Source organism: Pseudomonas sp. DC3200b2 (genome assembly GCF_049895785.1).
Classification (GTDB): domain Bacteria; phylum Pseudomonadota; class Gammaproteobacteria; order Pseudomonadales; family Pseudomonadaceae; genus Aquipseudomonas; species Aquipseudomonas massiliensis.
The window spans coordinates 264,239-290,428 of the sequence record NZ_JAFCTA010000002.1; the positions used below are offsets into that span (position 1 = coordinate 264,239).

The window sequence follows — 26,190 nt, forward strand, 5'->3', positions numbered from 1 at the left end:
AGAACGCTATACGGCCATCTCCACATTAAAGTTCTCGAGAGGTTGCACCGGTATAATCAGCGCTTCGCCGCCGCTCGCCCTGCATGGACTCAACAATGACCGGTCAACTGGACAGCTCCCGGGTACTTGCCCAGCCGCTTCAATTCGATGAGGCCTGGTTGGCCCGCTGTACCCTGAGCCTGGTTCGCCGGGAAGGGGATCTGTCCTACTGTGAAGTCCGCGACCCGCTTTTCAACCGATGCTGGGAGGGGGTTCGGGTGTCGGTGCAGTCGCCGTGCGCCTGTCATCAATTGGAGCGCCAGCACCAGCTGGCCCTGGATGCCGCCTGGGCGCAGGTACCGCAAGCGCTGATCCGGACCACCGATGGCTTGCTCCTGCTCTTTGCAAAAACCGAAGAAACGCGTTTCTCAGAGATGTTGCAGGCCAGTCCGCTTCCATTGGGTCGGGTGCTGAGCATCATCCAGAAGGCAGCCCGCGCCCTGTCCAACGCCCATGCCAGCGGCATCATCCATGGCAACCCTAGGCCTGTCCACATCCTCGTGGGGGAGGGCGACCATGTACGGCTCAGCGGCTTCCAATCGACCGCGCTCGTCGCTACCAGTCACTTGCTCCCGACCTTGGAGCAATGGCCCTATGTGGCACCGGAACAGATCCGGCCATCAGAGAGGGTTTCAGATGCCAGAAGCGATCTCTACGGGCTGGGGGTGGTGCTCTACCAGGCACTCATCGGCCACCTGCCGTTCGAAGCGAAGGACCCGGCCCACTGGATGCACGCCCATCTGGCCATTCCCGTCTCCCTTCGCGCCGTGGATGAGGCGCGTGTGCCCCAGATGGTGCGCCAGATAATCCTCAAGTTGCTGGCCAAGGACCCCGGAGGGCGCTATCAGACCGCTGATGCGCTGGCCGCCGACCTGTCCCGCTGCATCGCGCAATGGGAGGCCACCGCCTCCATCAAAGACTTCGTACTTGGACGAACCGACTTCAAGCCCGGCTTCTCCAGATCGCAGCGCCTGTTTGGTCGCGAGTACGAAAGCGAGCGACTCAAGGGGGCCCTGCGCCGGGTATCTACCACCGGCGTCTCCGAATTGTTACTGGTCAGCGGCGCGCCTGGCGCGGGAAAATCCGCACTGGTCAGCGATCTTTTCCAGGGTCAGGGCAGGCATTGGTGGGCCAGCGGCAAGAGTGACCTGCTGCAGCGCCAGGTACCCTATGCTCCCCTGGCTCAAGTGTTCCAATCCTTGGCCGGCCGCGTCCTTGGACGCCCGGAAGAACAGCTGAAAACGATACGCCAGGCCCTGCTGAAGAACCTGGACGGCAACGGCCGCCTGCTGACCGAACTGGTGCCGGACCTTGAAACGGTGATCGGCCGTCAACCCCCGCTGACCGAGCTGCCGGCGCGCCAGGCCCAAGGGCGGGCGACCCGCACGCTTCTGCGGGCACTGGCAGCGTTCCCTAGCGAGGGAGAACCGCTGCTGCTGTTCCTGGATGACCTCCAATGGGCCGATGAGTCCACGCTTCTGCTGCTCACGGCCTTCCTCAACGAGCCGCCAGGCAACGTTTTGTTGATCGTGGCGTATCGTGACAATGAAGTGGAGGCGTTGCGTAGCCACGGCCAGTTCCTCGATCGCGCTGCCCAGCGCAACATCACCCCTGCTTCGGAAGTGTTCTTGGAGCCGCTGTCCAGCGAATCCGTGGCGCAACTGATGAGCGCCTCGCTGGCGTTGCCCATCGACGACGCCCCGCACCTGGCCAAGATCGTAGCTGCCAAGACGGCTGGCAACCCTTACTTCGTACACCAGATCGTGCGGGCGATGGTCGACGATCGCATCTTGCGGGTGGACGCCACCACCGGGCATTGGGCCTGGTCTGCGCAGCAGGTGCGCAAGCATGAATATGCCGACAACGTGGTTGACCTGATGATCGAGCGCCTGGATCGGCTGCCGGTAGACCAGCGCGAGCTCATGCGCCTGGCCAGCTGCGTGGGTACCCGTTGCGATCAGGCGCTGCTGTTGCACATCAGCGACAAGTCCCCTGCCCAGACCTCCAGACAACTGGAACCGCTGCTCTCGGCCGGGCTGCTGATCCACGATGAGGGCAGCTACACCTTCCCGCATGATCGCTTGCTGGAGGCAGCCTACAACATGTTGCCCGTGGAACAGCAGGCAACCCAGCATGGCCTGATCGCCGCGGCGATGCTGGAAGTCTGGAGCGAACGACCGGGCGACCGCGCGTTCGAGATCGCCAACCAGATCCAGCGTGCCTCCCTGCACACTATCGCCTCACAGTACCGCATACCCTTCACCCGATTGCTGATCGCCGCCGCCGAACGCGCCAAGGACGCCGCGGCCCTGAACCAGGCCAGTGGCTATCTGGCCACGGCCATTGGCCTGTTGGAAGAGCCTGGCTGGGGCTTCCAGTACGTGGATTGTTTCGAAGCGCACCGCCTGTATGCCGAATGCGAGCTGCAACTGGGGCACCTCCAGGCGTCCGAGGAATTGATCTCGGCGGTATTGCGCAATGCCTGCGCCCCTTATGACCAGGCCATTGCCTATCGCTTGCAGGCCACCCTCAAAACCTTGCAGTCGGACTACGAAAGCGCGATCTGCGCGGCACTGGCTGGGCTTCGCCTGCTGGGCGTGGATCTGGACCGCCATCCCAGCGAGGCGGAAATCGATCGTTCCTATGCCGTCATCAGGGAGCTGATCGGCGCCCGTCCTATCGAAGAGCTCGGCCAGCTCGCGCCTTGCGCGGACCGGGTATTCATCGCCTCGGTAGACCTGCTCAGCGCGCTGTTCTGCACTTTGTTCATCGAAGGAGGCCTGCGTTTCACCCACCTGGCCAAGATCGTGGAACTGACCCTGCGCCACGGTTCGGCCCCGGCTTCGGCCCAAGGGCTAGCCTGGTTCGGCGTGGTACTGGCCGACCGCTTCGGTGCCTATGCTCAAGGCCTGGCCTTCGCGCAGGCAGGCCAGGCCATGGTGGACGCCCGAGGCTACGAGCATACGCGGGCGGCGACCCTGGTGGCCATGGATCGCCTGTCGCCCTGGACCCTCCCACTCAAGAGCGCGCTGCACAAGGCCAAGCAAGCCATACGCGCGGGCCAGGCGGGCGAGAACATCAGCATGGCCTGCTACGCCTGCTACCACGTGGCCTCGGATCTGCTCATCATGGGCGAGCGCCTGATCAAGGTGGAAGAAGAGATCTCCCGGGGCCTGGCGCTGGTCCGCCAGTACCAGTACGCCGACGTCGAGCAGATTCTGCTGGCGCAGAAGCAGTTCGTTACAGCCATGCGTCATGGTCGTGGCACCAGGATAGGGCCGGCCAGCGCCGAGGAAGGAAGCCTGCCGCTGCGCCCACTCTCTAATGGAACCTCCCAGACCACGGCGTTCCTCAAGCATCTGTATGCCGGCATGACTGCATACTTCTACCATGACTTCCTCAGTGCGATCGCCGAGTTCGATGCCGCCGAGCGCCTGGCCTGGGCCATACCGGCACATATCAACCTGGCGGATTTCTACCTCTATTCGAGTCTGGCCAAGGCTCACCCCGACGCCCCGGGCGGGCTACATGGCAAGCTCAGCTTGCTGCAAGCGACGCGGGAACGCTTCGCCCACTGGGCGGCCATCAACCCGGCAACCTTCAAGAGCAAGCTGATGTTCATCGAAGGCATGATCGCCATGCTCCAGGATGACGACATGCATGCTATCCGCTGCTTCGACGAGTCGGCCATTGCTTCAGCAGCGGCCGGCTTCGTCAATGAATACGCCCTCGCTCATGAGATGCTGGGTACCGCTACAGGCAAGAACGGCTTGATCTCTGGCATCACCCTGCACATGCGAGTGGCGCGAGACTGGTACAGGATGTGGGGTGGTGACGGCAAGGCGGACTGGCTGGAAAGAAAATTCTCCTTCCTGGCCAGCGAGCCTATCGTGGAGCATCGACCCTTCGCCGAGCCCGGGCTCGACCTTGCCGTCAGTATCCAGACCGCCAAGGCGCTGAGCGAAGAGGTGTTGCTGGACCGCCTGGTCGTCACCTTGATGAACCATCTGATGGTTCAGGCTGGCGCTGACCTGGGCGTGCTCTACGTGGTCCAGGCCGGCAAGCTCAATATTGCGGCTTCCGGCCGGGTCGCCCAAGGTGAGGTCGTCATCGATCTGGACAATCTTTCCCAGGCCGAGGTGCCCGCTTCGGTGCTCAACGCGACTTTTCGTACCCGCAAGGCGCTGGTGCTGGACGATGTGCATATCGACTGCCCGGAGGCATACAGGGATGACTTCGTACTGCGTCATACCCGCTCGGTGCTATGCATGCCCTTGCTGCGCCAGGGGGCCGTGCTGGGCCTGGTGTACCTGGAGAACAGCCTGTCGCCGGGGGTCTTCAACGAGCAGCGGCTATCGGTGCTGGACATAGTCGCGACCCAGGCGGCCGTTTCCCTGGACACCGCGCGGCTTTACGAAAAGCTGGTGGAAGAAGCCCATTTGAAAGCCCAGGTAGAGAGTGAACTGAGGCGCTCCCGGGAGGCCCTGGCCCGCAGCGCCCACCTGACCGTGATGGGAGAGCTTTCAGCGTCCATTTCCCATGAAATCAGCCAGCCGTTGCTGGGCATCGTCTCCAACGCCGATGCCAGCCTGATGTGGCTCGCCCGTGAGCAGCCCGACATCGAAGAGGCTATGCGCGGGCTGGAGGATATACGCGTCGATGGCGCCAGGGCGACCAACATCGTGCGCGCCTTGCGACAACTTGCCAAGCAGACGCCGCCGCAACGCCAGCCTTTCAAGCTCGATGAGCTTATCCAGGAAGTCTTGCGGCTGACCGCCGCGGACCTGGAGCGTCAGAACGTTACCCTTCAGGCAAACCTGGAACCGGACCTGAGCGTCAACGCAGACCCGGTGCAGATTCAGCAGGTGGTCTACAACCTGATCAACAATGCGGCCGAAGCCGTTTCGCTTAACAGTGGCGCCCGGCTGATCCATATCCGTGCCTGGCGTGACGGAGACGAGGCGCAGGTCCGGGTGGATGACAACGGCCCGGGTATCGCGGTCGAAAACCGCGAACGGATCTTCGAGGCCTTCTTCACGACCAAGGGCACCGGCCTGGGGATGGGCCTGGCCATCTGCCGAACCATCATGAAGGCGCACGGTGGCAACCTGGTGGCCGAGGACAATGAGCAGGGCGGCGGGCGCATTCGCTTTTCGCTATTGGCGGCAGGCGTATCGAACCCGCCCTTGGTGTAATCCCCACGCTGGCGAAAAAACGTGGCCTTACAGTCCAGGCGCGGGGAGGGCGCCTTGTCATTGCACAGGCGTGATGAGCGTGCCGTCTTCGAAGAACTGACGCAGGTTGGCGAATACCAGGTCGGCCATGGCCTGGCGAGTCTCCTGGGTGCCGCTGCCGATGTGTGGTGCCAGCACGACATTATCCATGGTCATCAGAGCCTGCGGAACATGGGGCTCGTTTTCGAAGACGTCCAGCGCCGCGCCGGCGATCTGCCCGGCTTGCAAGGCCGCGACCAGGGCCTGCTCATCGACCACCGAACCACGGGCGACATTGACCAGGTAGCCTTCGGCGCCCAGTGCCTGGAGCACCGAGGCATCGATCAGGTGCTGGGTATCCGCGCCGCCGGGCACGATCACTACCAGATAATCCGCGGCCCGGGCCAGAGCCTTCAAATCGTCGTAATGGGTGTAGTCCACTCCGGGGTAGGCCTGGCCACGGCGGTAATAGGCAATGTTCATATCGAAGGCGGCAGCGCGACGGGCGATGGTCTTGCCGATCTTCCCCAGCCCCACGATGCCACAGGTCTTCGCGGTGAGCTGGCGCCCCAGCGGGAATTTCCCGGTGGGCCACTGACCGGCGCGCACGAATCGCTCGGCTTCGCTGATGCGGCGGGTCAGGCACAGCATCAGCGCCATGGCGGTTTCGGCCACGGCATTGTTGAGCACGTCAGGGGTGTTGCTCAGCGCGATGCCTCGGTCGCCCAGGTAGGCTACGTCGATAGCGTCGTAGCCCACACCGAAACTGCAGACCACTTTCAGATTGGGCAATCGCTCCAGAACCTCGATTTCGGTCCCCAGCACGCCGCTGGTCACCACGGCGCTGATCTTGTATCCGTGCTCCCGGCCCCAACTGGCCACGTCCGTGATCTCGGCCCGATTATGGATGCGATAGTGCTGCTCCAGATTCGCCATCAGGCTAGGGTTCAGGGCCCCCCAGACCAAAACATCCACCCTTGTGTCCGTCATGCATTGCTCCATCGAGGCGGCACCATGCTAGGCCGCGTAATTGAAACCAGGCCGTCAGACCACTGCTGCCTGGTCCTGGATCCGGTTCGTCGCGCTCCAGCTTAGCGTCTTTTCGGTCGCCTCGTGATGTTCAGGAAGCCGGATCAGCCATGGCAAGCCTGACGGTGAAGATCACTTCGCCATTGACCTGCCGCGCCGTGATCGAGCCGCCATGGGCCCGCGCGATGGCATCGCAGATGTAGAGGCCCAGGCCAAGCCCGTCGCGATTGCCTTGCTGGCTGGTGGTGCCCTTGAGCGGCGAGAACAGATTGGCCAGCCGTGTCTGATCCATGGGCGGTGCCGGATTGCTGACCGAAAGCGCCAGTTCGCCATCTTCGACATCCAGGCTCAGGCGCGCGCGGTTACCGTTGCCGTGCTGTGAGGCGTTGCCGATCAGGTTGATGACAACCTGAGCCAGCCGATCCGGATCTACGTCGGCATGCAGGCCCGGCTTGATGCTTCGTTCCAGCCGTAAGCCAGGGTAGGCCAGCTCCGCCTCGCTGGCCAAAACCTCCAACAGGGCGGACATGTCCGTCAGGGTTTTGCTCAGTGCCATGCCCAGGCCCGCCTGTAGCCGACTCAGCTCCATCACATGGCTGACCAGCCGGGTCATCCGTCCGGAAGACGTGGCAATGCTCTGGCGCAAGCGAGCCGTCCGTTGCTCGCTGTCAGAAAGCATAGAGGCGGCCATGGTGATCGACTGCAGCGGAGTGCGCAGGTCATGGCCGAGCGCGGCGATCAACAGCTGGCGCATTCCATTGGTGTGACTCACCCGACTGAATACGACGTTGCCCAGGGCCTGGCGCAGGCGCTCGGCGATAGCCCGGTCGGTTCGTGACCATGGCGTGGCTTGGCCCCGTACCACTTCCTCCCAGGCCTCGAACGAACCGCGCGGCGTAAGCCGCGGCCCGGAAGGCCCGGTATCCACGATCTTCTCCGGCTTTCCGCCCCAGCGAACGTGCTCGACCTGTTCGCTGCGAAACCACATGATCCAGCCGTTTTCAACCCGGTCGAAGCGCACCGCCATCACACCGCACAAGCCTTTGACCGGCGCCGGGCCTGGCCAGCGATCAAGCGCGTAGAGGTCCTTGTCTCCGAGCATCGACAGGTAACCGTTCATTTCGCGGGCGGCTTCGTCGGCCAGTCCGCGAAGCGTTTGTACCCGGCCCTTGAGGCACACGGCTACGTCCTCGCAGTCGAGCAAGTGGTCCAGCCCCGGGGTTGAGTGGCAAAGGGCGGCCAGCAGGTCTTCGGCATCGTGCAGCCCTTCTTCCAAGGCATGGATACGGGTCTGCGCCAGGTTCATGGCTTCACCTTCCTGCCATTGCTCCAGGCGCTCGACCAGGGCCGCGCACATTTGCGAAATCATGGAGAACGACAGCCTGACCGGGTAGGCCAGGGTCTTGGCCTGGTAGTGATGACAGGAGAACAGGCCCCACAACCGCCCCCCGACCACGATGGAGACGCTCATGGAGGCATGGACGCCCATGTTGCTCAGGTATTCGCAATGAATCGGGGACACGCTGCGCAGCTCACAATGGCTCAGGTCGAACGGCTGGCCGTTTTCCTGCAGGCCAGGCACCAGGGGGGACGGGCTGTAGGCCACGTCGGCGATCAGCCGGGTAGGGTTCTGGATATACAGGCGGCGCGCCTGCCGCGGGATATCCGAAGCGGGATAACGCTGCCCCAGGTAGGAGACCAGCCCTGGCCGGTGAGCCTCGGCGACCACTTCGCCGGAGTCGTCGGGGCGAAAACGGTAGGCCATGACACGGTCATAGCCGGTCAGCTCTCGGATATCCGTGGTCAGGCGGCTCATCAGGATCTGCAAGTCCCGAGCGTGACGGATGCGGGCGATGATCCGCTGCGCGTCGGCCGCCAGGCTGAAAAATGCGTTCTGCGCGAGCGGCTGGGGCTCGAATTCGACGAAAAGCAGCTGCTGGAAGCGATGGGCGATGACATCGAAACCGTGCTCACCCACGGTATACCGGCCGCTGTCGCTCCAACCGTCTTCACCGGCCAAGCCCGCCTGGACCAGCTCGCCCAACTGGGCGAGCAAAGGCGCCGGAAGGCCCTGGCCGGGCGCGGCGTCCACGCCCAGGTGTCGCTCGAAGTTAGCGCTACGGGTCAGTACTTGGCCGTGCCGGCCCAGGGCAACCAGCGCCCCATGGGGCTGGATAGAGCCTGGGGTATGGATGGGCTCACTTTCACAGTTCGCGAGGGTAATCTGGCCGGGTAAAACATCGGGCATGGCGGGCCTTATAAGTGCGAGGGTCGGAACCATGGATGGGCCATGACGCTTTGTAGGACACCGCATCGGTGGACCCGTGCCCTGGATGATAGCAAATCGGGCATGCCGTATAGGAAACGCTTGTCTGGTTCCTGCTTCCGGCGGCGCCTGGAAGCGTAGCGAGCAGGCGCAGGCGTTACGCTAACCGGGGACATCAGGCGGCGATCGGGCGAGGCGCAAGGCGAGGGGTTTCATCACGGCCTGGGCTTGCCCATACTGGGCTGACTGCCAGCCAGATCAGCCCGCGCATGTCTACCGTTGCTTCCGCCGACACTCAGGCCACTGTATTGGCCTATCACCTGGCCTGGAAACGCCGGGACCTGGAGGCCATCCTCGCGCTCTATCATCCCGAGGTGCAATACAACGATTTCTTCCAGAACCGCTGCCTGAGCATCGGCGAACTCCGGGACTATGTTTCCCAGACCTTGCCAAGACAGCCGGAAGATTACCTTGAGCACACCGACCGCATACGGGTCGATGGCGACACGGCCTTCATCCAATACCAGACGGCGCTGGCAGGCAGCGGGCAGCGGGTAGTGTTCCGCTCCAGCGAAGCCATCACCGTTCGCGACGGGCTGATCTGGCGTATCAACGAGTACGCCTCCCTGGTCCGGGCGCCGGAGTCGAGCTTGGCTGACAACCAGCGTGCGCCTGCCATCAGCAAGCTGGGGCTTTCGGCCCGCCAGCTGAGCTACATGGCGCGGGACCTGAATGATTACTTCGAACGCCAGCGGCCCTTCCTGGACCCCGAGCTGAGCCTGCAAGCGGTAGCCCGCGCCACGGGTTACAGCCGTAACCAGATGTCCTACCTGCTCAATCAGGTGCTTGGCCAGAGCTTCTATCGTTATGTCAACCAGGCGCGCCTGGCCTACCTGCTCGGCCAATGGACCCAGCAGGGTGAAACCGTGGCCATCGATGAATGGGCCGGCCGGGCCGGATTCAACTCCACCTCCGCTTTCTACAAGGCGTTTCGCGCCGGTACCGGCACCTCTCCCAAGGCCTGGCTCAAGGCGCATTGCGCGCGTACCCGCAGATAAGACAGTCAACGCAACGGCTGCTTACACTCTGGCCAAATCGACGAGTGAGGCAGGGCATGACGGGCTGGCGTGGGGTGAGCTTGTGGATGGACCAACTGGAGGAGCCTCTGACCGCCCGCCCGGCCTTGTCCGGGAGGCTTCAGGCCGACGTCGCCATCATCGGAGCCGGCTATACCGGGCTATGGACAGCCTATTACCTCAAGCGACTGGCGCCTCACCTCAAGGTGGTCATCCTTGAGGCCCAGACCGCGGGCTTCGGCGCTTCAGGACGCAATGGCGGTTGGCTGATGGGCAATCTGCTCGGTGAGGACCGCCTGCTTGGCGGGCTGCCTGCCTCGGCGCGGGCCGAGGGCTTTGGGCTATTGCAAGGCATTCCGGACGAAGTCGCCGCTGTGTGCCAGAGAGAGAAGATCGACTGCGACCTGCGCAAGGGCGGCGTGCTCTACTGCGCCGCACGTTATCCTGAGCAGGAGTCACGCCTGCGTGGTTACCTGGAAAGCTACCGTGCTCTGGGCTTGGGCGAGGCCGATTATCGCTGGCTAGAGCCTAGTGAGCTAAGCGCGCGACTTAACGTAGCCAATGCCTATGGCGCGCTCTACTCCCCCCACTGCGCGACGGTGCAGCCGGCCAAGCTGGCACGTGGCCTGGCCAGAGCGGTGGAGCGGCTGGGGGTGACCCTCTTCGAGCGAAGCCCAGTCGTCGCCTGGGGTCCTGGCAGTGTCACCACGGCCACGGGAGAGGTACGAGCCGACTGGGTGGTACCGGCAGTGGAAGGGTATTCCAGCGAGCTTTCACCCCTGGGCAAGCACCAGTTGGCCGCGCAGAGTCTGATTGTCGCCACCGAGCCCTTGTCGGAGGATACCTGGGCAGGTATCGGCCTGGCCCATGGCCAGGCGTTCAGCGAGAGCAGCAGGCAAGTCACCTACGGACAGCGCAGCGCGGACAACCGCCTGATATTCGGCGCGCGCGGGGGCTATCGTTTCGGCGGGCGGCTGCGTCAGGACTTCAACCTCACGTGCCAAGAGCGCGCCTTGCGCCAGCAACTGTTCAGTGAGCTTTTCCCGACACTGCGCAATGTCCGGCTTACCCATGCCTGGGGCGGCAACCTTGGCGTTGCCCGCCGCTTTCATCCACACATGCTTGCCGACCGCCGGCAGCAGGTGGCGCTGTCTGGCGGATACGGTGGGGAAGGCGTCGGCGCCAGCAACTTAGGGGGCCGCACCCTGGCCGACCTGATTCTGGGTCGTGAGACAGCCCTGACCCGCCAGCCCTGGGTAGTGGGCGACCGCCCCCTGTCCTCGCTGCCTCGCTGGGAACCCGAACCCTTTCGATGGCTGGGCTACAACGCAATCATCCGCAGCTTCGTCCTGGAGGACCGCGTTCTCCGTAACCCCGTTACGTCGCCCTGGCGCCGCCGGATGGCCGAGGGCCTGGCCGGCGCCATGGAGCGGCTGATGCATAGCAAGGAGCCTTTCTCATGAAGATCGACCATTTCACGAACACCGCCGCCGTTGTTCTCGGAGACCCGGGTCCGGTGGCCCTGCCGCTTGGCGAGCCGGTGGCCCGAGTCGCCAGCCAGAGCAGCACGCGCGACGATGGAGTGGAGGCGGGGGTGTGGGAATGCACGCCAGGCCGCTGGCGACGCCAGATCATTCAACAAGAGTTCTGCCATTTCATCCAGGGGCGCTGCACCTTCACCCCGGACGACGGTGAGCCGCTGCACATCCAGGCCGGCGACGCGTTGATGTTCCCCGCGAACACGACAGGCACCTGGGACATACAAGAAACCGTTCGCAAAACCTATGTATTGATTTTCTAACTGCCCCTTCCAGAGAACCGAAGAATAAAGGTCGAGGTGTCAGATGTTGAAGTTCATCGCTCCATTATTGCTAGCCAGCGTCGCCGCCCAGGCGGCCGATACGGTGAAGATCTACAACTGGAGCAGCTATATCGCGCCCAATACCTTGCGGGACTTCACCGCTGCCACCGGCCATCCCACCCAGTACGATCTCTACGACAGCAACGAAATGCTCGATGCGAAGCTGATGGCCGGGCATTCGGGTTATGACGTAGTCTTTCCTTCCAATCACTTCATGGCCCACCAGATCACCGCCGGCGCGCTCAAGCCACTGGACCGCAGTCGCCTGCCCAACTGGCACAACCTTAATCCGGCCTTGCTCAAGGCCCTTGAGGCCAATGACCCTGGTAACCGTCACGGCTTTCCTTACCTGTGGGGCAGCACTGGCATCGGCTACAACCTGGACAAGGTCAAGGCAGCGCTGGGGGACGTGCCGGTCGATTCCTGGGATGTCATCTTCAAGCCGCAGAACATGCAGAAACTGGCCAAGTGCGGCGTTGCCTTCCTGGATAACGGCCCGGAGATTCTTCCCATTGCCCTCAACTACCTGGGGCTTCCCCATCACAGCAAGAGCAAGGCGGACTATGACAAGGCCCAGGCCCTGTTGATGAAGGTGCGCCCTTACATAAGCTACTTCCACAGTTCCAAATACACCGCGGACCTGGCCAACGGTGACCTTTGCATGGTGGTCGGCTTTTCGGGCGATGTGATGCAGGCCGCGGCTCGGGCCGACGAAGCCCGCAATGGCCAACATATCGCCTATGTGATTCCGAAGGAGGGCTCGCCCATGTGGTTCGACATGGTCGCCATGCCTGCCGACGCGCCTGATGAGGCTGCCGGCTATGCGTTTCTCAACTACCTGCTTGAACCCAAGGTAATGGCGCAGATCAGCGACGCGGTGCATTACGCCAACGGCAACGCCGCCGCCGACCCGCTGGTGGAGCCGGCGATTCGCGCCAACCCCATGGTGTATCCACCTGAGGACGTCATGCAGAAGCTGTTCGTGCTCGAAGCGATGCCACAAGCCATCGACCGCGTGCGCACGCGGGTCTGGAGCACGGTGAAGAACGGCGGCTGACCCGGCCGCAGGCTCCGGCCGTTCCGCTCGCGCTCAGGCCCGATCGCCCCCCTGCAAGGGCCGGGCGCCGGGCCAGGACCGCCCGCCCGCCACAAGCACCCTGAAGTTTTTTTCGCGCAGGTCGAACGAACCACCTGCGGTGCGCACGAGTCGACTTGAAGGTATCCGCATCGCGAACAAGGAGCTTTCATGAGGTCATTCCACCGCGCGACCAGCCTGGCCGTCTCCATCACCCTGGCAGCCATCTATGGCTGCTCCACGGCGCAGCAGGCGCCGCAGCCTGGATTGCCCACCTGGAGCTGGGAGGCGGTCACAGCGAGCCGGGAAGTGCCTCCAGACCAGGCTTATCCCGAACTGTTCCTGGCGGTGCAGCAGAGCGGCCTGTTCACGGACCAGAAGCACTTCGTCGACGCGCTGCCCAGGCAGGCCCCGGCCGACATCCGCGCCGCCTACCTGAGCCAGAAAGACCAGCCGGGGTTCGACCTCAAGGCCTTTGTCAGCGCGCATTTCGAAGAATCAGGTACAGCCGATGTTCAACCGCCAAAGCCCGGAGCCGACCTCAATACCCATATCAACGACCTCTGGCCGGTGCTTACCCGCCGCTATGAACAGGTACCGGCCTACAGCAGCCTGTTGCCCTTGCCTCGCTCCTTCGTGGTTCCGGGCGGTCGCTTCCGAGAAATGTATTACTGGGATTCCTATTTCACCATGCTCGGCCTGGCCGAGAACGGGCGCACCGCTCAGGTGCGCGACATGGTGGACAACTTCGCCTACCTGATCGACACCTACGGGCATATTCCCAACGGTAACCGCACCTACTATCTGAGCCGTTCGCAGCCCCCATTCTTCGCCTACATGGTGGACTTGCTCGCCAGCCTCGACGGCCCGGCGACATACCAGCGGTATCTTCCCCAGCTGCAAAAGGAATACGCCTACTGGATGGAGGGCGCGCAGGGCCTGAAGCCCGGCGAAGCGAACGCGCATGTGGTCAAGCTTGCCGACGGTGCCGTGCTCAACCGCTACTGGGACGCCAGTGACGCGCCGCGCCAGGAATCCTGGGCTGAGGACCGTGCCACGGCGGCCCAGGCGCCCGACCGACCGGCCGCCGAGGTGTACCGGGATCTGCGCGCCGGCGCGGAAAGTGGCTGGGATTATTCTTCGCGCTGGCTGGGCGACGGCCATACCCTGGCCAGCATTCGTACGACCGCCATTGTGCCGGCAGATCTCAACGCCTTGCTCTTCCATCTGGAGCAGACCATCGCCAAGGCGTGCCAGCAAAGCGGCCAGGCCAGTTGCACGGCGCGCTACAGTGGCTGGGCCCAGGCGCGGCAAAAAGCGGTCGAGCGCTATCTGTGGAACCCGGCCGGCTTCTATGCAGACTATGACTGGAAACAGAAGCGCCTCAGTGACAGCATCACTGCCGCCAGCCTGTATCCGCTCTATAGCGGGCTTGCCAGCCGCGCCCATGCCGAGCAGACCGCGGCCAGCGTCAATCAGCGGCTGGTCCGCCCTGGCGGCCTGGCGACCACCACGGTCAGCAGCGGCCAGCAGTGGGACGAACCCAACGGCTGGGCGCCCCTGCAACTGATCGCGGTCGAAGGGCTGCGCGGCTACGGACAAGACACACTCGCGCGGACCATCGGCAGCCGTTTCCTGACCCAGGTGCAGGGCCTTTACGATCGGGAAGCCAAGCTGGTGGAGAAATACGACATCGAAGGGGGCCAGGGGGGTGGCGGCGGCGAGTATGCGCTGCAGGACGGTTTCGGCTGGACCAACGGCGTAACCTTGCGGCTGCTGCGGCTGTACGGCGGCCCTGATGAGCAGACAGCTTCAGGGAACTGATTGCCGCTAGGAGCCCGCGAAGCTGGCGACTCTTCGTCCATGTTCACGATTCACCGGCTTTGCCGGCTCCTGTCAGTCGCGAGTATGTCAGGCGCCTTTTACCGTGTCACATCGGTACAGCATGCTGAGGTCCTTGCGCTTCGCATTGAGCTGCGTGGCCTTGGTGGTGCATTGCTCGACTCGCGTTTCCTCGCGCACGAAGGTTTCGGCGGTCCATACGAATTGCGGCGGCATGCAAGTGGTATGCGCCTCACTGGTACAAAAAACGGCATTGAGAAACAAGGCGGGTAAAGGCATCGCGGGCTCCAGCGAAATACCGCGCCCTGGTGGCGCGTTTCTGCAAAGAAGACAGCGAAGCCGGAGCGCGGTTTCAGCGGCCACAGGAAATGTTGCAGGTTATGTGACGGGCCTCTAATCTGCGCCGCATATTAGCTTCGAGAATCTTGCCGGCCGGCAACAGTATCTGTTACGTGCCTTCCTGATAGGCGATTGTCGTCAGGGCGAGCCTGCAAGCTTTCGAAAGGGAGCTACGCTTGGACAAGCATGGGTGCTAGCGGAGGCTATCCTGAAAACAACGGGCACGCAGTACATAGAGGCCCACAGGGAAGAGGCGCGATGACCACACGGACGCGTTCGAGTTTCTATCCAGCCGCCCTGGTCACGCTGGCGATAGGGCTGGTGCTGTCTGGCTGCGCCGCCTGGCTGGTGGCCCGAGCCAACGAAGCGAGGGTGGATCAGGCCGTTTCCGACATCGTCCACGACACCACGGATGCCATTTTCAATCGTGTCCAGCTTTACCAATATGGCTTGCGTGGAGTTCGTGGCGCGATCCTGAGCGTAGGCGAGGATGCGCTTACCCAGGCTGTGTTCCATCGCTATGCCGAATCCCGGGACGTAGGGGTCGAATTCCCGGGCGCGCGGGGCTTCGGTTTCGTTCGGCGGGTGCCCATGGGAGGCGAGGCGGCGTTTCTGGCCAGGGTTCGGGCAGATATGGGCCCTGAGTACGCCCTGAGTAGCGTCGGGCCACACGACGGCGACCGGCTGTTCATCCAGTACATCGAGCCGAACCGTGGCAATCGCAACGCCTTGGGCTTCGATATTGCTTCGGAGCCCAACAGACGCAGAGCAGCGCATGAAGCCATCGATACCGGCGAGGTGCGCCTGACCCAGCCGATCACCTTGATGCAGGAAAAGTCCAAGCCGCAGCAATCTTTCCTGATGCTGATGCCTATCTACCGCAGCCCGCGAACCCCTGGCACGCTCGAGGAGCGACGCGCGCAATTGGTTGGGCTCAGCTACGCGCCTCTGTTGATGTCCGAGGTGCTGCAAGGGCTGCGCATTGACCCGCAATGGCTGCACGTGGCGTTATCCGACGTTTCGAACCCGGACGCGATGCCCGTTACGTTCTTCAATAACCAAGGGCCCAGCTCACCGGCCGCGGGGCTTCTTCCGACCCATCTGGAACATGAGATGTTCGGCCGGCGCTGGGCATTCGATTTCAGCGTCACCCCAGCCTTCGTTTCCCGGCAGAGCATCATCGCCCCGGCCTGGGTATGGTTGGTGGGTATCCTGGCCAGCCTTGGCCTGGCGGGCCTGGCCGGCGCCATCGCCATTAGCCGGGCGCAACGCCGGGAAATTCTCTATGCGCGCATGGAGCTGGGCGCCATCGTTGAGAGCGCATCGGACGCCATTATCGGTAAAACCCTCGACGGTATCGTCAGCAGTTGGAACCGGGGCGCTGAACTGCTGTTCGGCTTCACTACGGACGAAGCCCTGGGGCGTCCCATAAACCGCCTGATCGTCCCGGCCGATCGGGTTGACGAGGAAAACGCCATGCTGGCTAGGGTCGCCCAGGGCGAGTTCGTGCCGAATTACGAAACCGTCAGGGCGCACAAGAACGGCCAGTTGATTCAGGTGTCCATTACGCCCTCACCGGTGCACGGCCCCAATGGGCAGATCATCGGCGCTTCGGTAACGGCGCGGGATATCACTCTGCAAAAGGCCCAGACCGCTCGCATCCAGGTGCAGAACGAGGCCCTTCAGGAAGCGGTGCACGACAGCCGCGCCACCACCCAGGCCATTCTCGACACCGTGGTCGATCCGGTGCTGAGCATCGATGAAAGCGGCACCGTGCTGTCCTTCAATCCTGCCAGCAGCCGAGTATTCGGCTATGAGGCCGAGGAGGTCATCGGCGAGCATGTGACCCGCCTGATTCCAGCCACGCATTGGTCCGCCTACGAGCGCTTTGTGGCCCGAACCTTGGAGAAAGCAGCGCCGTCTTCTCGCAGCCAGGAAATCCATGGCCTGCGCAAGGACGGTAGCGTCTTCCCCGCGCGGGTGTCCGTGGGCCTGAAAAGCAGTGCTGAGTCTCGCGTGTTCGTGTGCGTGGTGACTGACATCACCACCGAAATCAAGCAGCGCAATGAGTTGCTGGCGGCGCGGGATCAGTTGCTGCTGGCCGCCCAGGCCGCCGCGCTGGGTATCTGGGCCTTCAACCTGGCCGATCGCGCCTTGACCTGGAATGAGCGCATGTTCGAGCTCTATGGCCTGGATCCCAATCGCGATCGCGTGCTGCACTACGAAGACTGGCTGCAATGCGTCTACCCGGACGACATCGGACGTTGCGAGCAGGCCATGCACGCGCTGCTCCAATACCAGGAACCCTATGAGCTGGTATTCCGAGCCCGCCTGCCGGATGGTCGCCTGCGACATATCCAGGCCGCCGCCCTTGCCGAGCTGGACGCCGATGGCAAACCATTGCGGGTAACGGGTATCAACCGGGACATCACCCTCCAGCAGGAACTCGAAGACACCTTGCGGCAGGCCAAGGCCAGTGCCGACGAGGCCAGCGCGGCCAAGTCCGCCTTCCTGGCCAACATGAGTCACGAGATCCGTACCCCGTTGAATGCCGTCCTGGGCATGCTTCAGCTCGTGCAACGCACAGCCCTGGATGCCCAGCAGCGGGACTACGTCGCCAAGGCCCGTCAAGCGGCGCGCTCGCTGCTGGAGTTGCTCAATGACATCCTGGACTATTCCAAGATCGAAGCCGGGAAGCTGAAGCTTGAAAGCTATGCCTTCGAACTGGACGAGCTGTTGACGGAACTGGCCATCATCATCGCCGGCAACCAGGGTACCCGGGAAGTCGAGGCGGTGTTCGATATCGAGCCGACCGTGCCATCCCTGCTGGTAGGGGACGCCTTGCGCCTGAAACAGGTGCTGGTGAACCTGGTGGGTAACGCGCTCAAGTTCACCCTGGATGGCGAGGTCATCATTCGGCTGGAGGTGGTCGAACGGCACGACGGCCAGGTGACGCTTCGCTTCAGCGTCAGCGACAGTGGCATCGGCATCAGCCCGGAACAGCAGGAGCGCATCTTCGAAGGCTTCAATCAGGCTGAGGCGTCCACCTCTCGACGCTTCGGTGGGACCGGCCTGGGCCTGGTCATCAGCAACCGCCTGGTGATGCTCATGGGGGGCGAGCTGAGACTGGAAAGCGAGGTTGGGGTTGGCAGCCGTTTCTGGTTCGACGTGCCGCTGCAGGTACAGGATGGTGGCCAGGTTCCTCTGCCACTTCCCGGGCGGCGGTTGCCACTCAGGCTGTTGGTAGTAGACGACAATGCCACCAGCGCCGATGTGCTCTCGCGTACCATCCAGGCCCTGGGTTGGACGGCGCAGCATGCACTGTCGGGCCGTGAGGCACTGGAGCGGGTGCGTCGCGCGGCCAACACGACGGCACCCTATGACCTGATCCTGATGGACTGGCGCATGCCCGATATCGATGGTGTGGCCACCGCCAGAATGATCCAAGACGCGTTGCCTGAAGCGCAGCGGCCGCATATGGTCATGGTCACGGCCTATGCGGACCAGCTATCCAAGGCCGACCCGGTGTCCCAGAAGACCTTGTTCGCCACGACCCTGAGCAAGCCGGTGACGCCGCGCCAGTTGCGCGATTGCGTGCTGGGTGTGGTGGAAGGGCGGCCCATCGCGGCTGCGCCGCCGCCCGAGCGTCAGCCCAAGCGCCTGGCCGGGCTGCATATCCTGGTGGTGGAAGACAACGCCGTGAATCAGCAAGTGGCCAGTGGGCTGCTACACATGGAGGGCGCCAACGTCACCCTGGCTGGCAATGGCTACGAATCCCTGGTTGCTCTGAACAATGCACCGAACACCTATGATGCTGTGCTGATGGATGTGCAGATGCCGGAAATGGATGGCCTGGAGGCTACACGGCGTATCCGTCTGGACCCGCGCTTCCAGGGCTTGCCGATCATCGCCATGACTGCCAACGCGTCTAGCGAGGATCGTCAGGCCTGCCTCTCGGCAGGCATGGACGACCACATCAGCAAGCCGATCGACCTGGCCGGGCTGGTGAAATGCCTCAACGAACAGGTAGGGCACAGCCGTCCAGAACCGCTGTCCGTGATCGAGCGACAGGACAGCGACAGCCTGCTCGAAGCCTGGCCTACGGTGACTGGCCGTTTCGGTGGCGATCTGGACTTGCTGCGCAATGTGCTGGACATTTTCGCCACCGACACCCGGGAGCTGCTCAATCGGCTGGAAGGTGTCGCCGCCACCGGAGACCGCGCCACAGCCCGGGCCATATTCCATGCGATCAAGGGTAGCGCGGCCAATATCGGCGCCAAGGCCCTGTCGATGCGTGCGGGCAAGCTTGAAGCAAGCCTCGAGCGGGCGGATGCTGAAACCATAGAGGGCGTGGCCACAGCAAGCCTGGCCCGTGAACTGAGGGAACTGCTCGAAGCCAGCGAGGAACAGATGCGTACTCGTCTGGAGTGAAAGGCGCGGCCGCTGGTCCCGGCAAGGGCACCAACCGCCGCCGCGTCGTTCCAATGTTGACATTGGACCAACAGGAGAGCAGAGCATGGCTACTGACAAGCACGACGCGCAAGGGCAGGGCACACAGCAGGCGCCCGAGCGCATTGAGCCGGACCTGACCCCAGCGCCAGGCACGCCACGCCCAGGTGCGGGGGCAGGCAAGAACGAGCCTGGCTTCGATGCGGACTCACCCGACCTGGCCGATCCGCAGATCGACCCACCGCATCCACCACGCGCACCCAGCGGCCCCGGCGCAAGCACCGACAAGCGCGGTAGCGGTGATGCCTACCCTCCTTATGAGGGTGCAGGTGAGCCTAAAGGGCGTCATTGATAGCGATGCCGGCCCTGGCCGTACCTGGGCCGGCACTTTTCACGGTGAACCCCCCGTCTTAACGCTGGGATGGACCAGGGGCTTTCTCACAGCTGTCGTCCTTGGCGGTCAGGGTCGTCTCCTCCTGCAGCAGTTCGACCTCCTCTCCCTTGCCCATGCTCTTGTACTGCTTGCGGATGGTCTTGAGCTGGTGAGCGTCCAGGTCGTCCAGGTTGACCACGGCCATACGTGCCTCCTTGGTGGCCCGCAGTAGCTCGTCGATCTTGATGTGCAACACGTCGTTATCGCGGTTCTGAGTGTTCTGGATCACGAATACCATCAGGAAGGTGATGATGGTCGTGGAGGTGTTGATAATCAGCTGCCAGGTATCGTTGTAATGAAACCAGGGACCGGTGAGTGCCCACAGTATGATCAATACCAGGGCGGTGGCGAATGCCCTGGGGCTGCCGGCGTGCTTGGACAGGGACTGGGAAAAGCTGGAGAAGCTCATGTAGGTTACCTCGTTGTATTCTGAGGTAATGACAGCTGACCAAGGCAGTTGTCTGCCGCCAGGCATGAAATTTCATTCAGTCGCCTGGCGCGGTTTGCGTACTTTGCCCGCGGTCTTGCCTCGGCCGCCCGGCTTGCGCTTCTTGCGCCAAGCCGGTACCGCCGCCTGGCCTTTTATCACCAGGCTCAGGCCACGGCAGCGTTCCACCAGCTTGCTCATCCAGGCTGACTGGCGCGTCGTGAATTCCTCAAGGGTCATCTCGCCGGCCTGGACCATGTCCAGCGCCTGTTCCCAGATGGCCGTGGTACCCGGATCGCTGATGGCGCGGGGTACGGCGTCCACCAGGCCATGACCGGCCGGCGTCGCGCTGAGCGCCTTTCCATCCTTGCGCAGGTAGCCTCGGTCCAGCAGTCCCTGGATGATGCCGGCACGGGTCGCCTCGGTACCGATGCCGGTGGTGTCCTTGAGCTTCTGCTTGAGCTGCGGATCTGCCACCAGGCGAGCGACATTCTTCATGGCGCTGATCAGGTCGCCTTCGGTATAGGGCTTGGGCGGCTGCGTCCAGTTGTCCTTGAGCCGCACGTCCAGCAGCGGGCACTGCATGCCGGCCGCCAGAGGAGGCAGCACCTGCGTGGGCTCTCGGCCGGCGGGCTGCGCCTGTGGTTGGGTTCGGGCCTGGGCCAGCGCCTCGGGCATTGCCCGCTTCCAGCCTGGCTCTGTCACGTGTTTGCCCACCGCCTCCAGCGTATGTCCGGCACAGTCGAAGATGGCACGGGTACGGTCGTAGCTGTGATCAGGCAGGAACTGGGCCAGATAGCGGGCGCGAATCAGTTCGTAGACACGCCTGTGCTTGGGCGGCAGCCCTGACGGCGCCGGCGCCACCGCCGTAGGGATGATGCCGTGATGCGCCGATACTTTCGCGTCGTTCCAGGCTCGGGAGCGGCGGGAAGCCGAAAGGTGGGGCGCCAGGGGTGCCAGGCCCTGGTCGGCACGGGCCAGGGCCGCCAGGATGGCCGAGGCTTCGCTGTGCTGGCTTAACGGCAGGTAGCCACAATCGCTGCGGGGATAGGTGATGGCCTTGTGGGTTTCATAGAGCGCCTGGGCGATGTCCAGGGTTTCCTGCGCGCCCAGGCCCAGCCGGCGGGAGCACACTTGCTGCAGGGTGCCCAGGTCGAACGGCAGAGGCGCCCCTTCCTTGACCCGCTCGGTGTTGACCCGCTCAACGCTGGCATGGCTGGCCTGCCCCAGCATCGCGGCAGCCGCCTGGGCCAGCGTCTGGCGCACGCAACGGCCTTCCTCATCGCAGTCGGCGGCCGGCGCCTGCCATTGGGCGGTGAACGCCTGGCCGACGCTTTCCAGCCGCACCTCGATGGCCCACCAGGGCTTGGGTTCGAAGGCGGCGATGCTGCGATCACGGTCCACCACCAGTCTCAGGGTCGGGGTTTGCACACGCCCTACCGGCAATACCCCCTGGTACCCGGAGCGTTGCCCCAGCAGGGTGAACAGACGACTGAGGTTCATGCCGATCAGCCAGTCCGCCCTGGAGCGACCCAAAGCGCAGTGGTACAGACTGAAAGTCGCCTCGCCCGGCCGCAGGGCGCCAAGGGCCTTGCGGATCGAAACGTCATCCAGTGCCGAGAGCCACAGTCGTTGGATGGGCCCGCGGTAGCGACAGTAGTCGAGCAGTTCGCGGGCGATCATTTCACCTTCACGATCCGCGTCCGTCGCGATCACTACCTCGCTGGCCTCGGCCAGCAAGCCCTTGACTGCCTTGAACTGACTGGCGGTCTTGGGCTTGACCTGCATGCGCCATTGCTCGGGCACGATCGGCAGATGTTCGAGCCGCCATTGCTTGTAGCGTGCGTCGTAGGCGTCCGGCGGGGCGGTTTCCAACAGATGGCCGATGCACCAGCTCACCGCGAGGCCGTTGCCGCGCAGGCAGCCTTCACCCTTGCCCCGGGCACCCAACACTTTGGCGATATCCCGAGCCTGGGATGGTTTTTCACAGAGATACAGCCGCATGTCATCGACCCTCGTTCACACCAGGCAAAGCATGGCGGCCGCCAGCCAGGGATGCAAGGGTCTATCTGTATATTTGTACAGCTTCCAGCCTTCAGATCGCGTCAGGCCCGCTTGAGGTCGATCGGTACCGCCCCGGGTTCCACAGCGGCCCGGGTCACGGTCACGGGTATGGACTTGGCAGCCGGTACCTTGCTCTTCTGCGCGTAGTGCCACAGCGGCACCAGCGGATTGCATTCGGGGTAATAGCCACCGCAGCAGCCAGCGGGAATGTCGTACGGCAGGATCTGCAGCGGGCCGACCACCCTGGGCACCTCGGTTTCCACGGCTGTGGCCGCCTTGACCCAGTCTCCGGCCATGAAGCCCAGGCGGGCGATGTCGTTCTTGTTCATCAGCAACACCTTTCGCGTGCCCTTTACCCCTCTGAAGCGATCGTCATAGCCGTAGATGGTGGTGTTGAACTGGTCATTGCTACGCAGCGTCATCAGCTGCAGCACGTCCCGCCGCGCGCTGGCCGTGGTCACGTCATCATCCGGGTCCAAGGTTGGCGACAACGTGAACTGGGCCTTGCCGCTCTCGGTATTCCACTGCCGCTGGGCAGCGCCCAACGGACGATGGAAACCGCCAGGTTCGTGCATGCGTGTTTCCATCTCATGGAAAATGGCCGGGTAGATTCGAGCGATGGCCGCGCGCACCAGGCGGTAGTCACGCCTCCACGCGTCCCAGTCCAACTTGGGGTTAGGGGGAAGGGTGGCCTGGGCGATGCCTGCGATAATGGCCGGCTCGGACAGCAATTGATCACTGGCCGGCTCGCTGTGCCCCCGCCAGCCATGAATACAGCCGGTGCTGTCTTCGGTGGTCCACTGCTGCTCGATGCCGTCCTGACGATCGATTTCGATGCGGCCAAGGCATGGCAACAGCCACATCTGTTGTCCGGGAAGCAAATGGCTGCGATTGAGCTTGGTCGCGATCTGTACGTTGAGTGCAAGCCCTTGCCAGGCTGGTTCGAGCCTGGAGGTATCGGGTACCGCGCGTATGAAGTTGCCCCCCAGTCCGATGAAGCCCTTGACCTGGCCGTCGAGCAGGCCTTCGCAGGCGTCTACCGTGCAGAAGCCTTTGTCCGCGGGCACCTCGATGCCTAGATGCTCAGCGATCAGGTCGGCAGGGACTTTCTTGGGGTCTTCAGTGATCCCGACGGTGCGCTGGCCTTGCACGTTGGAATGGCCGCGCACTGGGCAGATGCCCGCGCCGGGCTTGCCGATGTTGCCCCTGAGCAACAGCAGGTTGACCAGCATCTGCACGTTGGCCACACCGTGATGATGCTGGGTAAGGCCCATGCCGTAGACGCCCATGACGCGTTCACTGCGGGCATATACCTTGGCCGCCGCTTCCATGGCACTGCGGCTCAGGCCCGAGCGTTGCTCGAGCGCTCCCCAGGCATAAGCCTCGATCTGCGCCCTCAGGACTTCGAAACCTGTGGTGTGTTCAGCGATGAACCCATGGTCCAGCACGGCGGCTTCGCCCTTGGCCTGGGCTTCGGCGTCCAGGGCGAGCAGCGCCTTGATCATCCCCGCCATGGCTGCCAGATCCCCTCCAATGGCGACCTGATGGTACTGAGTGCTGACCTGGGTCGATTCCGGCCCCAGCATCTCGACCGGGTTCTGAGGGTTGACGAAGCGTTCCAGCCCGCGCTCGCGCAGGGGGTTGAAGGTAATGATCTGTGCCCCGCGCTTGCGCGCCTCTTGTAGAGGGTGAAGCATGCGCGGGCTGTTGCTGCCCACGTTCTGGCCGAAGAACAGGAAGCAGTCGGTGTGCTCGAAATCGTTCAGGGTCACGGTGCCTACTGGTACGCCAATGCTTTCCTGCAGGCCGACTGAGGTGCTTTCATGGCACATGTTGCTGCTGTCGGGTAGGTGATTGTTGCCATAGCCCCGGGCAAGCAGCTGGTACATGAATGAGGCTTCCAGCGAGGCACGCCCGGAGGCGTAGAACACCACGCTGTCTCGTGGCAAGGCCTTGAGGGAGGCGCCGATGGCAGTGAAAGCGTCAGCCCAGGCAACCGGGCGGTAGGTGTCAGTCGCGGCATCGTAGCGCATCGGGTGAGTGAGACGGCCTTGCTGCTCGAGATCGAAGTCTGGCCAGGTCCGCAGTTCGGCGAGGGTATGTCGGCTGAAGAACTCAGGCGTAGCCCGTCGCGAGGTCAGCTCCCAGGCCGTGGCCTTGGCGCCGTTTTCGCAGAATTCGAGGGGGTGCGGGTGACCCGGTTTGGCCCAGGCGCAGCTGACGCAGGCAAAGCCATCCGGTTTGTTCTGCTTCAGCAGCGCCGAGGCGCCTTTGCCCAGGGCTCTCTCCCTGAGCAGGATATTGGCGACCGAATGGGCCGACCCCCAGCCGCCTGCCGCATGGGTATAGGGCTTGAAACGAACCTGCGGGGAAAGAAACATGGCTCAGCCTTCATCGAAAAGTCGTATTCCGTTACGACGTGGCGAAGCGGCCAAAGGTTCGCTCGGTTCGGCGGCTGGCGAGCCGGCGTGGCGCCCAAGGGGCGCCAGTTGCAGCGGCAGTTCAGGGCGCAGGGTTGGGTTGACCCTTGTGGATGGCTTCAAGGCCTGCGCGCACTTCTTCGCTGAGGCGCACATCGATGCTGGCCAGGTTGCTGCGCAGCTGCTCCAGAGTAGTCGCACCAATGATATTGCTGGTAACGAAGGGCTGCTCGGTCACGAACTGCAAGGCCATTTGCGCTGGGTCCAGCCCGTGCTCTCTGGCCAGGGCAACGTATGCCTTGGCAGCCGCCTCGGCTTCGGGGTTGTTGTAGCGCTGGAAACGCTCGAACAGCGTCAGTCTGCCCTGGGCTGGGCGGGCACCGTCCAGGTACTTGCCGCACAGCACACCGAAGGCCAGGGGCGAGTAGGCAAGAAGGCCGATCTGCTCCCGCAGCGCGATTTCGGCAAGGCCGATCTCGAAGGTACGATTGAGCAGGTTATAGGGGTTCTGAATCGACACCGCTCTTGGCCAGCCCCGGGTCTCGGCCAGGTGCAGGAAGCGTTGGGTACCCCAGGGTGTTTCATTGGACAGGCCGATATGGCGCACCTTGCCGGCCTTCACCGCCTCGTCGAGCACTTCCAGGGTTTCCTCGATGGGGGTAAAGACGTCGGTTTCGTCATGCTGGTAGCCCAGTACACCGAAGAAGTTGGTCTTGCGGTCGGGCCAGTGCAGTTGATAAAGGTCCAGGTAATCGGTGTTCAGGCGCTTGAGTGAAGCGTCCAGGGCGGCGGTGATGTTCTTGCGGTCCAGCCTGGGGTTGCCGTCGCGGATATGATCCATGCGGCCGGGGCCGGCGACCTTGCTCGCGAGAACCCAGTCGGCTCGATCGCCATGTTGGCGGAAATATTCGCCGATGATGCTTTCCGTGCGCGTGTAGGTTTCGCCCCGAGGAGGCACGGGGTACATCTCCGCGGTGTCGAGGAAGTTTACGCCGGCTGCCTTGGCCAGCCGAATCTGTTCGAAGGCCTCGGCCTGGGTATTCTGTTCTCCCCAGGTCATGGTGCCCAGGGCGATGGCGCTGACCTTGACGTCGGTTTTGCCCAGTACGCGATAGTGCATGGAAGCTCCCGTGTGCAGGCGGGCCAAGAGGCCCGGTGGAGGAGACCGGGGCGTTCCCGGTCGAGGGGGTGAGGCGGATTGCCGCACGACAGTTCGTCGTACTGGCTAGCAGGCTAACTATTTGGTCACTTCTTATTGAGTTATCATACAACTGCTTCGATCAACGGAGCCAGGGGCGACAATGCGCGCACCGGGCATCGTTGTCTGGCAGACCCTGCATTCACGCTATTCATCAAAGAGGTTTCGACGATCACCATGGGGCGCCAAGTATTGCTCTACTTGACTCATTTCTTCAAACGTCTGCAAGACGCCTTCACCGCCTCTGAACGGGACGAAGCCCAGACCGGTACCTCGCCATTGGCGATCCTGGCCATAGTCGCGCTCAGCCTCTACATCGCTGGCGGCCTGGGCCTCTTCGTCAAGAGCCACTACTGGGATCACCTGACCGAGGCACAGAAAACCGTGGTGATCGCATCCATGGCCTCCACTGACCAGATGCTCTGATACAACCCAGCTCGATCTCCCGCACCATTGTCC

The 26,190-nt window shown here is 63.2% G+C and carries 16 protein-coding genes; 9 read left to right on the forward strand and 7 right to left on the reverse strand.

All coding sequences use genetic code 11. From position 1 onward, the window contains the following. The first annotated feature begins 95 nt into the window (after positions 1 to 95). Positions 96 to 5,234: a trifunctional serine/threonine-protein kinase/ATP-binding protein/sensor histidine kinase gene (locus ACP691_RS06995; RefSeq protein ID WP_426198890.1), complete on the forward strand. Its 5,139-nt coding sequence runs from the start codon at positions 96 to 98 to the stop codon at positions 5,232 to 5,234. A gap of 57 nt (positions 5,235 to 5,291) precedes the next feature. Here the strand turns inward: ACP691_RS06995 and ACP691_RS07000 are convergent, their stop codons facing one another. Continuing rightward, a complete protein-coding gene (locus tag ACP691_RS07000) occupies positions 5,292 to 6,242 on the reverse strand; it encodes a 2-hydroxyacid dehydrogenase (RefSeq protein WP_426198892.1) in 951 nt (316 codons plus the stop codon). Between the two features lie 130 nt (positions 6,243 to 6,372). Further along, positions 6,373 to 8,529: an ATP-binding protein gene (locus tag ACP691_RS07005; protein ID WP_426198894.1), complete on the reverse strand. Its 2,157-nt coding sequence runs from the start codon at positions 8,527 to 8,529 to the stop codon at positions 6,373 to 6,375. A 287-nt stretch (positions 8,530 to 8,816) separates the two neighbouring features. On the opposite strand from ACP691_RS07005, the gene ACP691_RS07010 reads away from it, so the two are divergent. The 5 genes from ACP691_RS07010 (at position 8,817) to treA (ending at position 14,383) form a co-directional block, all read left to right on the forward strand. Beyond that, positions 8,817 to 9,605: a helix-turn-helix domain-containing protein gene (locus ACP691_RS07010; RefSeq protein ID WP_426198895.1), complete on the forward strand. Its 789-nt coding sequence runs from the start codon at positions 8,817 to 8,819 to the stop codon at positions 9,603 to 9,605. A gap of 56 nt (positions 9,606 to 9,661) precedes the next feature. Next, a complete protein-coding gene (locus ACP691_RS07015) occupies positions 9,662 to 11,086 on the forward strand; it encodes an NAD(P)/FAD-dependent oxidoreductase (RefSeq protein WP_426198897.1) in 1,425 nt (474 codons plus the stop codon). Continuing rightward, complete coding sequence (locus tag ACP691_RS07020; RefSeq protein WP_426198899.1) at positions 11,083 to 11,424, forward strand: cupin domain-containing protein; 342 nt, start codon at positions 11,083 to 11,085, stop codon at positions 11,422 to 11,424. Before ACP691_RS07015 ends, ACP691_RS07020 begins: the two co-directional genes overlap by 4 nt. A 43-nt stretch (positions 11,425 to 11,467) precedes the next feature. After that, positions 11,468 to 12,541, forward strand: a complete 1,074-nt coding sequence (locus ACP691_RS07025) for a polyamine ABC transporter substrate-binding protein (protein ID WP_426198901.1) — start codon at positions 11,468 to 11,470, stop codon at positions 12,539 to 12,541. Between the two features lie 189 nt (positions 12,542 to 12,730). Next, positions 12,731 to 14,383, forward strand: coding sequence for an alpha,alpha-trehalase TreA (treA, locus tag ACP691_RS07030; RefSeq protein WP_426198903.1), 1,653 nt, complete (start codon positions 12,731 to 12,733; stop codon positions 14,381 to 14,383). 87 nt (positions 14,384 to 14,470) lie between these two features. Here the strand turns inward: treA and ACP691_RS07035 are convergent, their stop codons facing one another. Further along, positions 14,471 to 14,680: a hypothetical protein gene (locus ACP691_RS07035; protein WP_426198905.1), complete on the reverse strand. Its 210-nt coding sequence runs from the start codon at positions 14,678 to 14,680 to the stop codon at positions 14,471 to 14,473. 318 nt (positions 14,681 to 14,998) lie between these two features. On the opposite strand from ACP691_RS07035, the gene ACP691_RS07040 reads away from it, so the two are divergent. Both ACP691_RS07040 and ACP691_RS07045 read left to right on the forward strand, forming a co-directional pair. Then, positions 14,999 to 19,171, forward strand: coding sequence for a PAS domain S-box protein (locus tag ACP691_RS07040; protein ID WP_426198907.1), 4,173 nt, complete (start codon positions 14,999 to 15,001; stop codon positions 19,169 to 19,171). A gap of 85 nt (positions 19,172 to 19,256) precedes the next feature. Then, positions 19,257 to 19,541: a DUF6021 family protein gene (locus ACP691_RS07045; protein WP_426198908.1), complete on the forward strand. Its 285-nt coding sequence runs from the start codon at positions 19,257 to 19,259 to the stop codon at positions 19,539 to 19,541. Positions 19,542 to 19,599: 58 nt separating this feature from the next. Here the strand turns inward: ACP691_RS07045 and ACP691_RS07050 are convergent, their stop codons facing one another. The 4 genes from ACP691_RS07050 to ACP691_RS07065 all read right to left on the reverse strand — a co-directional run bounded on the left by ACP691_RS07050 (position 19,600) and on the right by ACP691_RS07065 (position 25,653). Continuing rightward, positions 19,600 to 20,031: a low affinity iron permease family protein gene (locus tag ACP691_RS07050; RefSeq protein WP_426198910.1), complete on the reverse strand. Its 432-nt coding sequence runs from the start codon at positions 20,029 to 20,031 to the stop codon at positions 19,600 to 19,602. Positions 20,032 to 20,103: 72 nt separating this feature from the next. Next, positions 20,104 to 22,053 (reverse strand): DNA topoisomerase III, encoded by a 1,950-nt coding sequence (locus ACP691_RS07055; RefSeq protein WP_426198912.1) that lies wholly within the window; start codon positions 22,051 to 22,053, stop codon positions 20,104 to 20,106. Between the two features lie 101 nt (positions 22,054 to 22,154). Continuing rightward, on the reverse strand, positions 22,155 to 24,494 hold the full coding sequence (locus tag ACP691_RS07060; RefSeq protein WP_426198914.1) for an FdhF/YdeP family oxidoreductase: 2,340 nt from the start codon (positions 24,492 to 24,494) through the stop codon (positions 22,155 to 22,157). Between the two features lie 121 nt (positions 24,495 to 24,615). Beyond that, positions 24,616 to 25,653, reverse strand: coding sequence for an NADP(H)-dependent aldo-keto reductase (locus ACP691_RS07065; protein WP_426198916.1), 1,038 nt, complete (start codon positions 25,651 to 25,653; stop codon positions 24,616 to 24,618). Positions 25,654 to 25,908: 255 nt separating this feature from the next. Here ACP691_RS07065 and ACP691_RS07070 point away from each other — a divergent pair, with 255 nt between their 5' ends. Continuing rightward, the gene (locus ACP691_RS07070) at positions 25,909 to 26,157 is read left to right on the forward strand and encodes a hypothetical protein (protein WP_426198918.1); all 249 of its coding nucleotides are present in this window, start codon (positions 25,909 to 25,911) and stop codon (positions 26,155 to 26,157) included. Positions 26,158 to 26,190: the final 33 nt, after the last annotated feature.

Bases quoted from the DNA above. Each gene is read 5' to 3' on its own strand.
- ACP691_RS07000 (WP_426198892.1), bottom strand. From the start codon at position 6,242: ATGACGGACACAAGGGTGGATGTTTTGGTCTGGGGGGCCCTGAACCCT.
- ACP691_RS07045 (WP_426198908.1), top strand. From the start codon at position 19,257: ATGGCTACTGACAAGCACGACGCGCAAGGGCAGGGCACACAGCAGGCG.
- treA (WP_426198903.1), top strand. From the start codon at position 12,731: ATGAGGTCATTCCACCGCGCGACCAGCCTGGCCGTCTCCATCACCCTG.
- ACP691_RS07015 (WP_426198897.1), top strand. From the start codon at position 9,662: ATGACGGGCTGGCGTGGGGTGAGCTTGTGGATGGACCAACTGGAGGAG.
- ACP691_RS07050 (WP_426198910.1), bottom strand. From the start codon at position 20,031: ATGAGCTTCTCCAGCTTTTCCCAGTCCCTGTCCAAGCACGCCGGCAGC.
- ACP691_RS07040 (WP_426198907.1), top strand. From the start codon at position 14,999: ATGACCACACGGACGCGTTCGAGTTTCTATCCAGCCGCCCTGGTCACG.
- ACP691_RS07035 (WP_426198905.1), bottom strand. From the start codon at position 14,680: ATGCCTTTACCCGCCTTGTTTCTCAATGCCGTTTTTTGTACCAGTGAG.
- ACP691_RS07055 (WP_426198912.1), bottom strand. From the start codon at position 22,053: ATGCGGCTGTATCTCTGTGAAAAACCATCCCAGGCTCGGGATATCGCC.
- ACP691_RS07070 (WP_426198918.1), top strand. From the start codon at position 25,909: ATGGGGCGCCAAGTATTGCTCTACTTGACTCATTTCTTCAAACGTCTG.
- ACP691_RS07020 (WP_426198899.1), top strand. From the start codon at position 11,083: ATGAAGATCGACCATTTCACGAACACCGCCGCCGTTGTTCTCGGAGAC.
- ACP691_RS07005 (WP_426198894.1), bottom strand. From the start codon at position 8,529: ATGCCCGATGTTTTACCCGGCCAGATTACCCTCGCGAACTGTGAAAGT.
- ACP691_RS07065 (WP_426198916.1), bottom strand. From the start codon at position 25,653: ATGCACTATCGCGTACTGGGCAAAACCGACGTCAAGGTCAGCGCCATC.
- ACP691_RS07060 (WP_426198914.1), bottom strand. From the start codon at position 24,494: ATGTTTCTTTCCCCGCAGGTTCGTTTCAAGCCCTATACCCATGCGGCA.
- ACP691_RS07010 (WP_426198895.1), top strand. From the start codon at position 8,817: ATGTCTACCGTTGCTTCCGCCGACACTCAGGCCACTGTATTGGCCTAT.
- ACP691_RS06995 (WP_426198890.1), top strand. From the start codon at position 96: ATGACCGGTCAACTGGACAGCTCCCGGGTACTTGCCCAGCCGCTTCAA.
- ACP691_RS07025 (WP_426198901.1), top strand. From the start codon at position 11,468: ATGTTGAAGTTCATCGCTCCATTATTGCTAGCCAGCGTCGCCGCCCAG.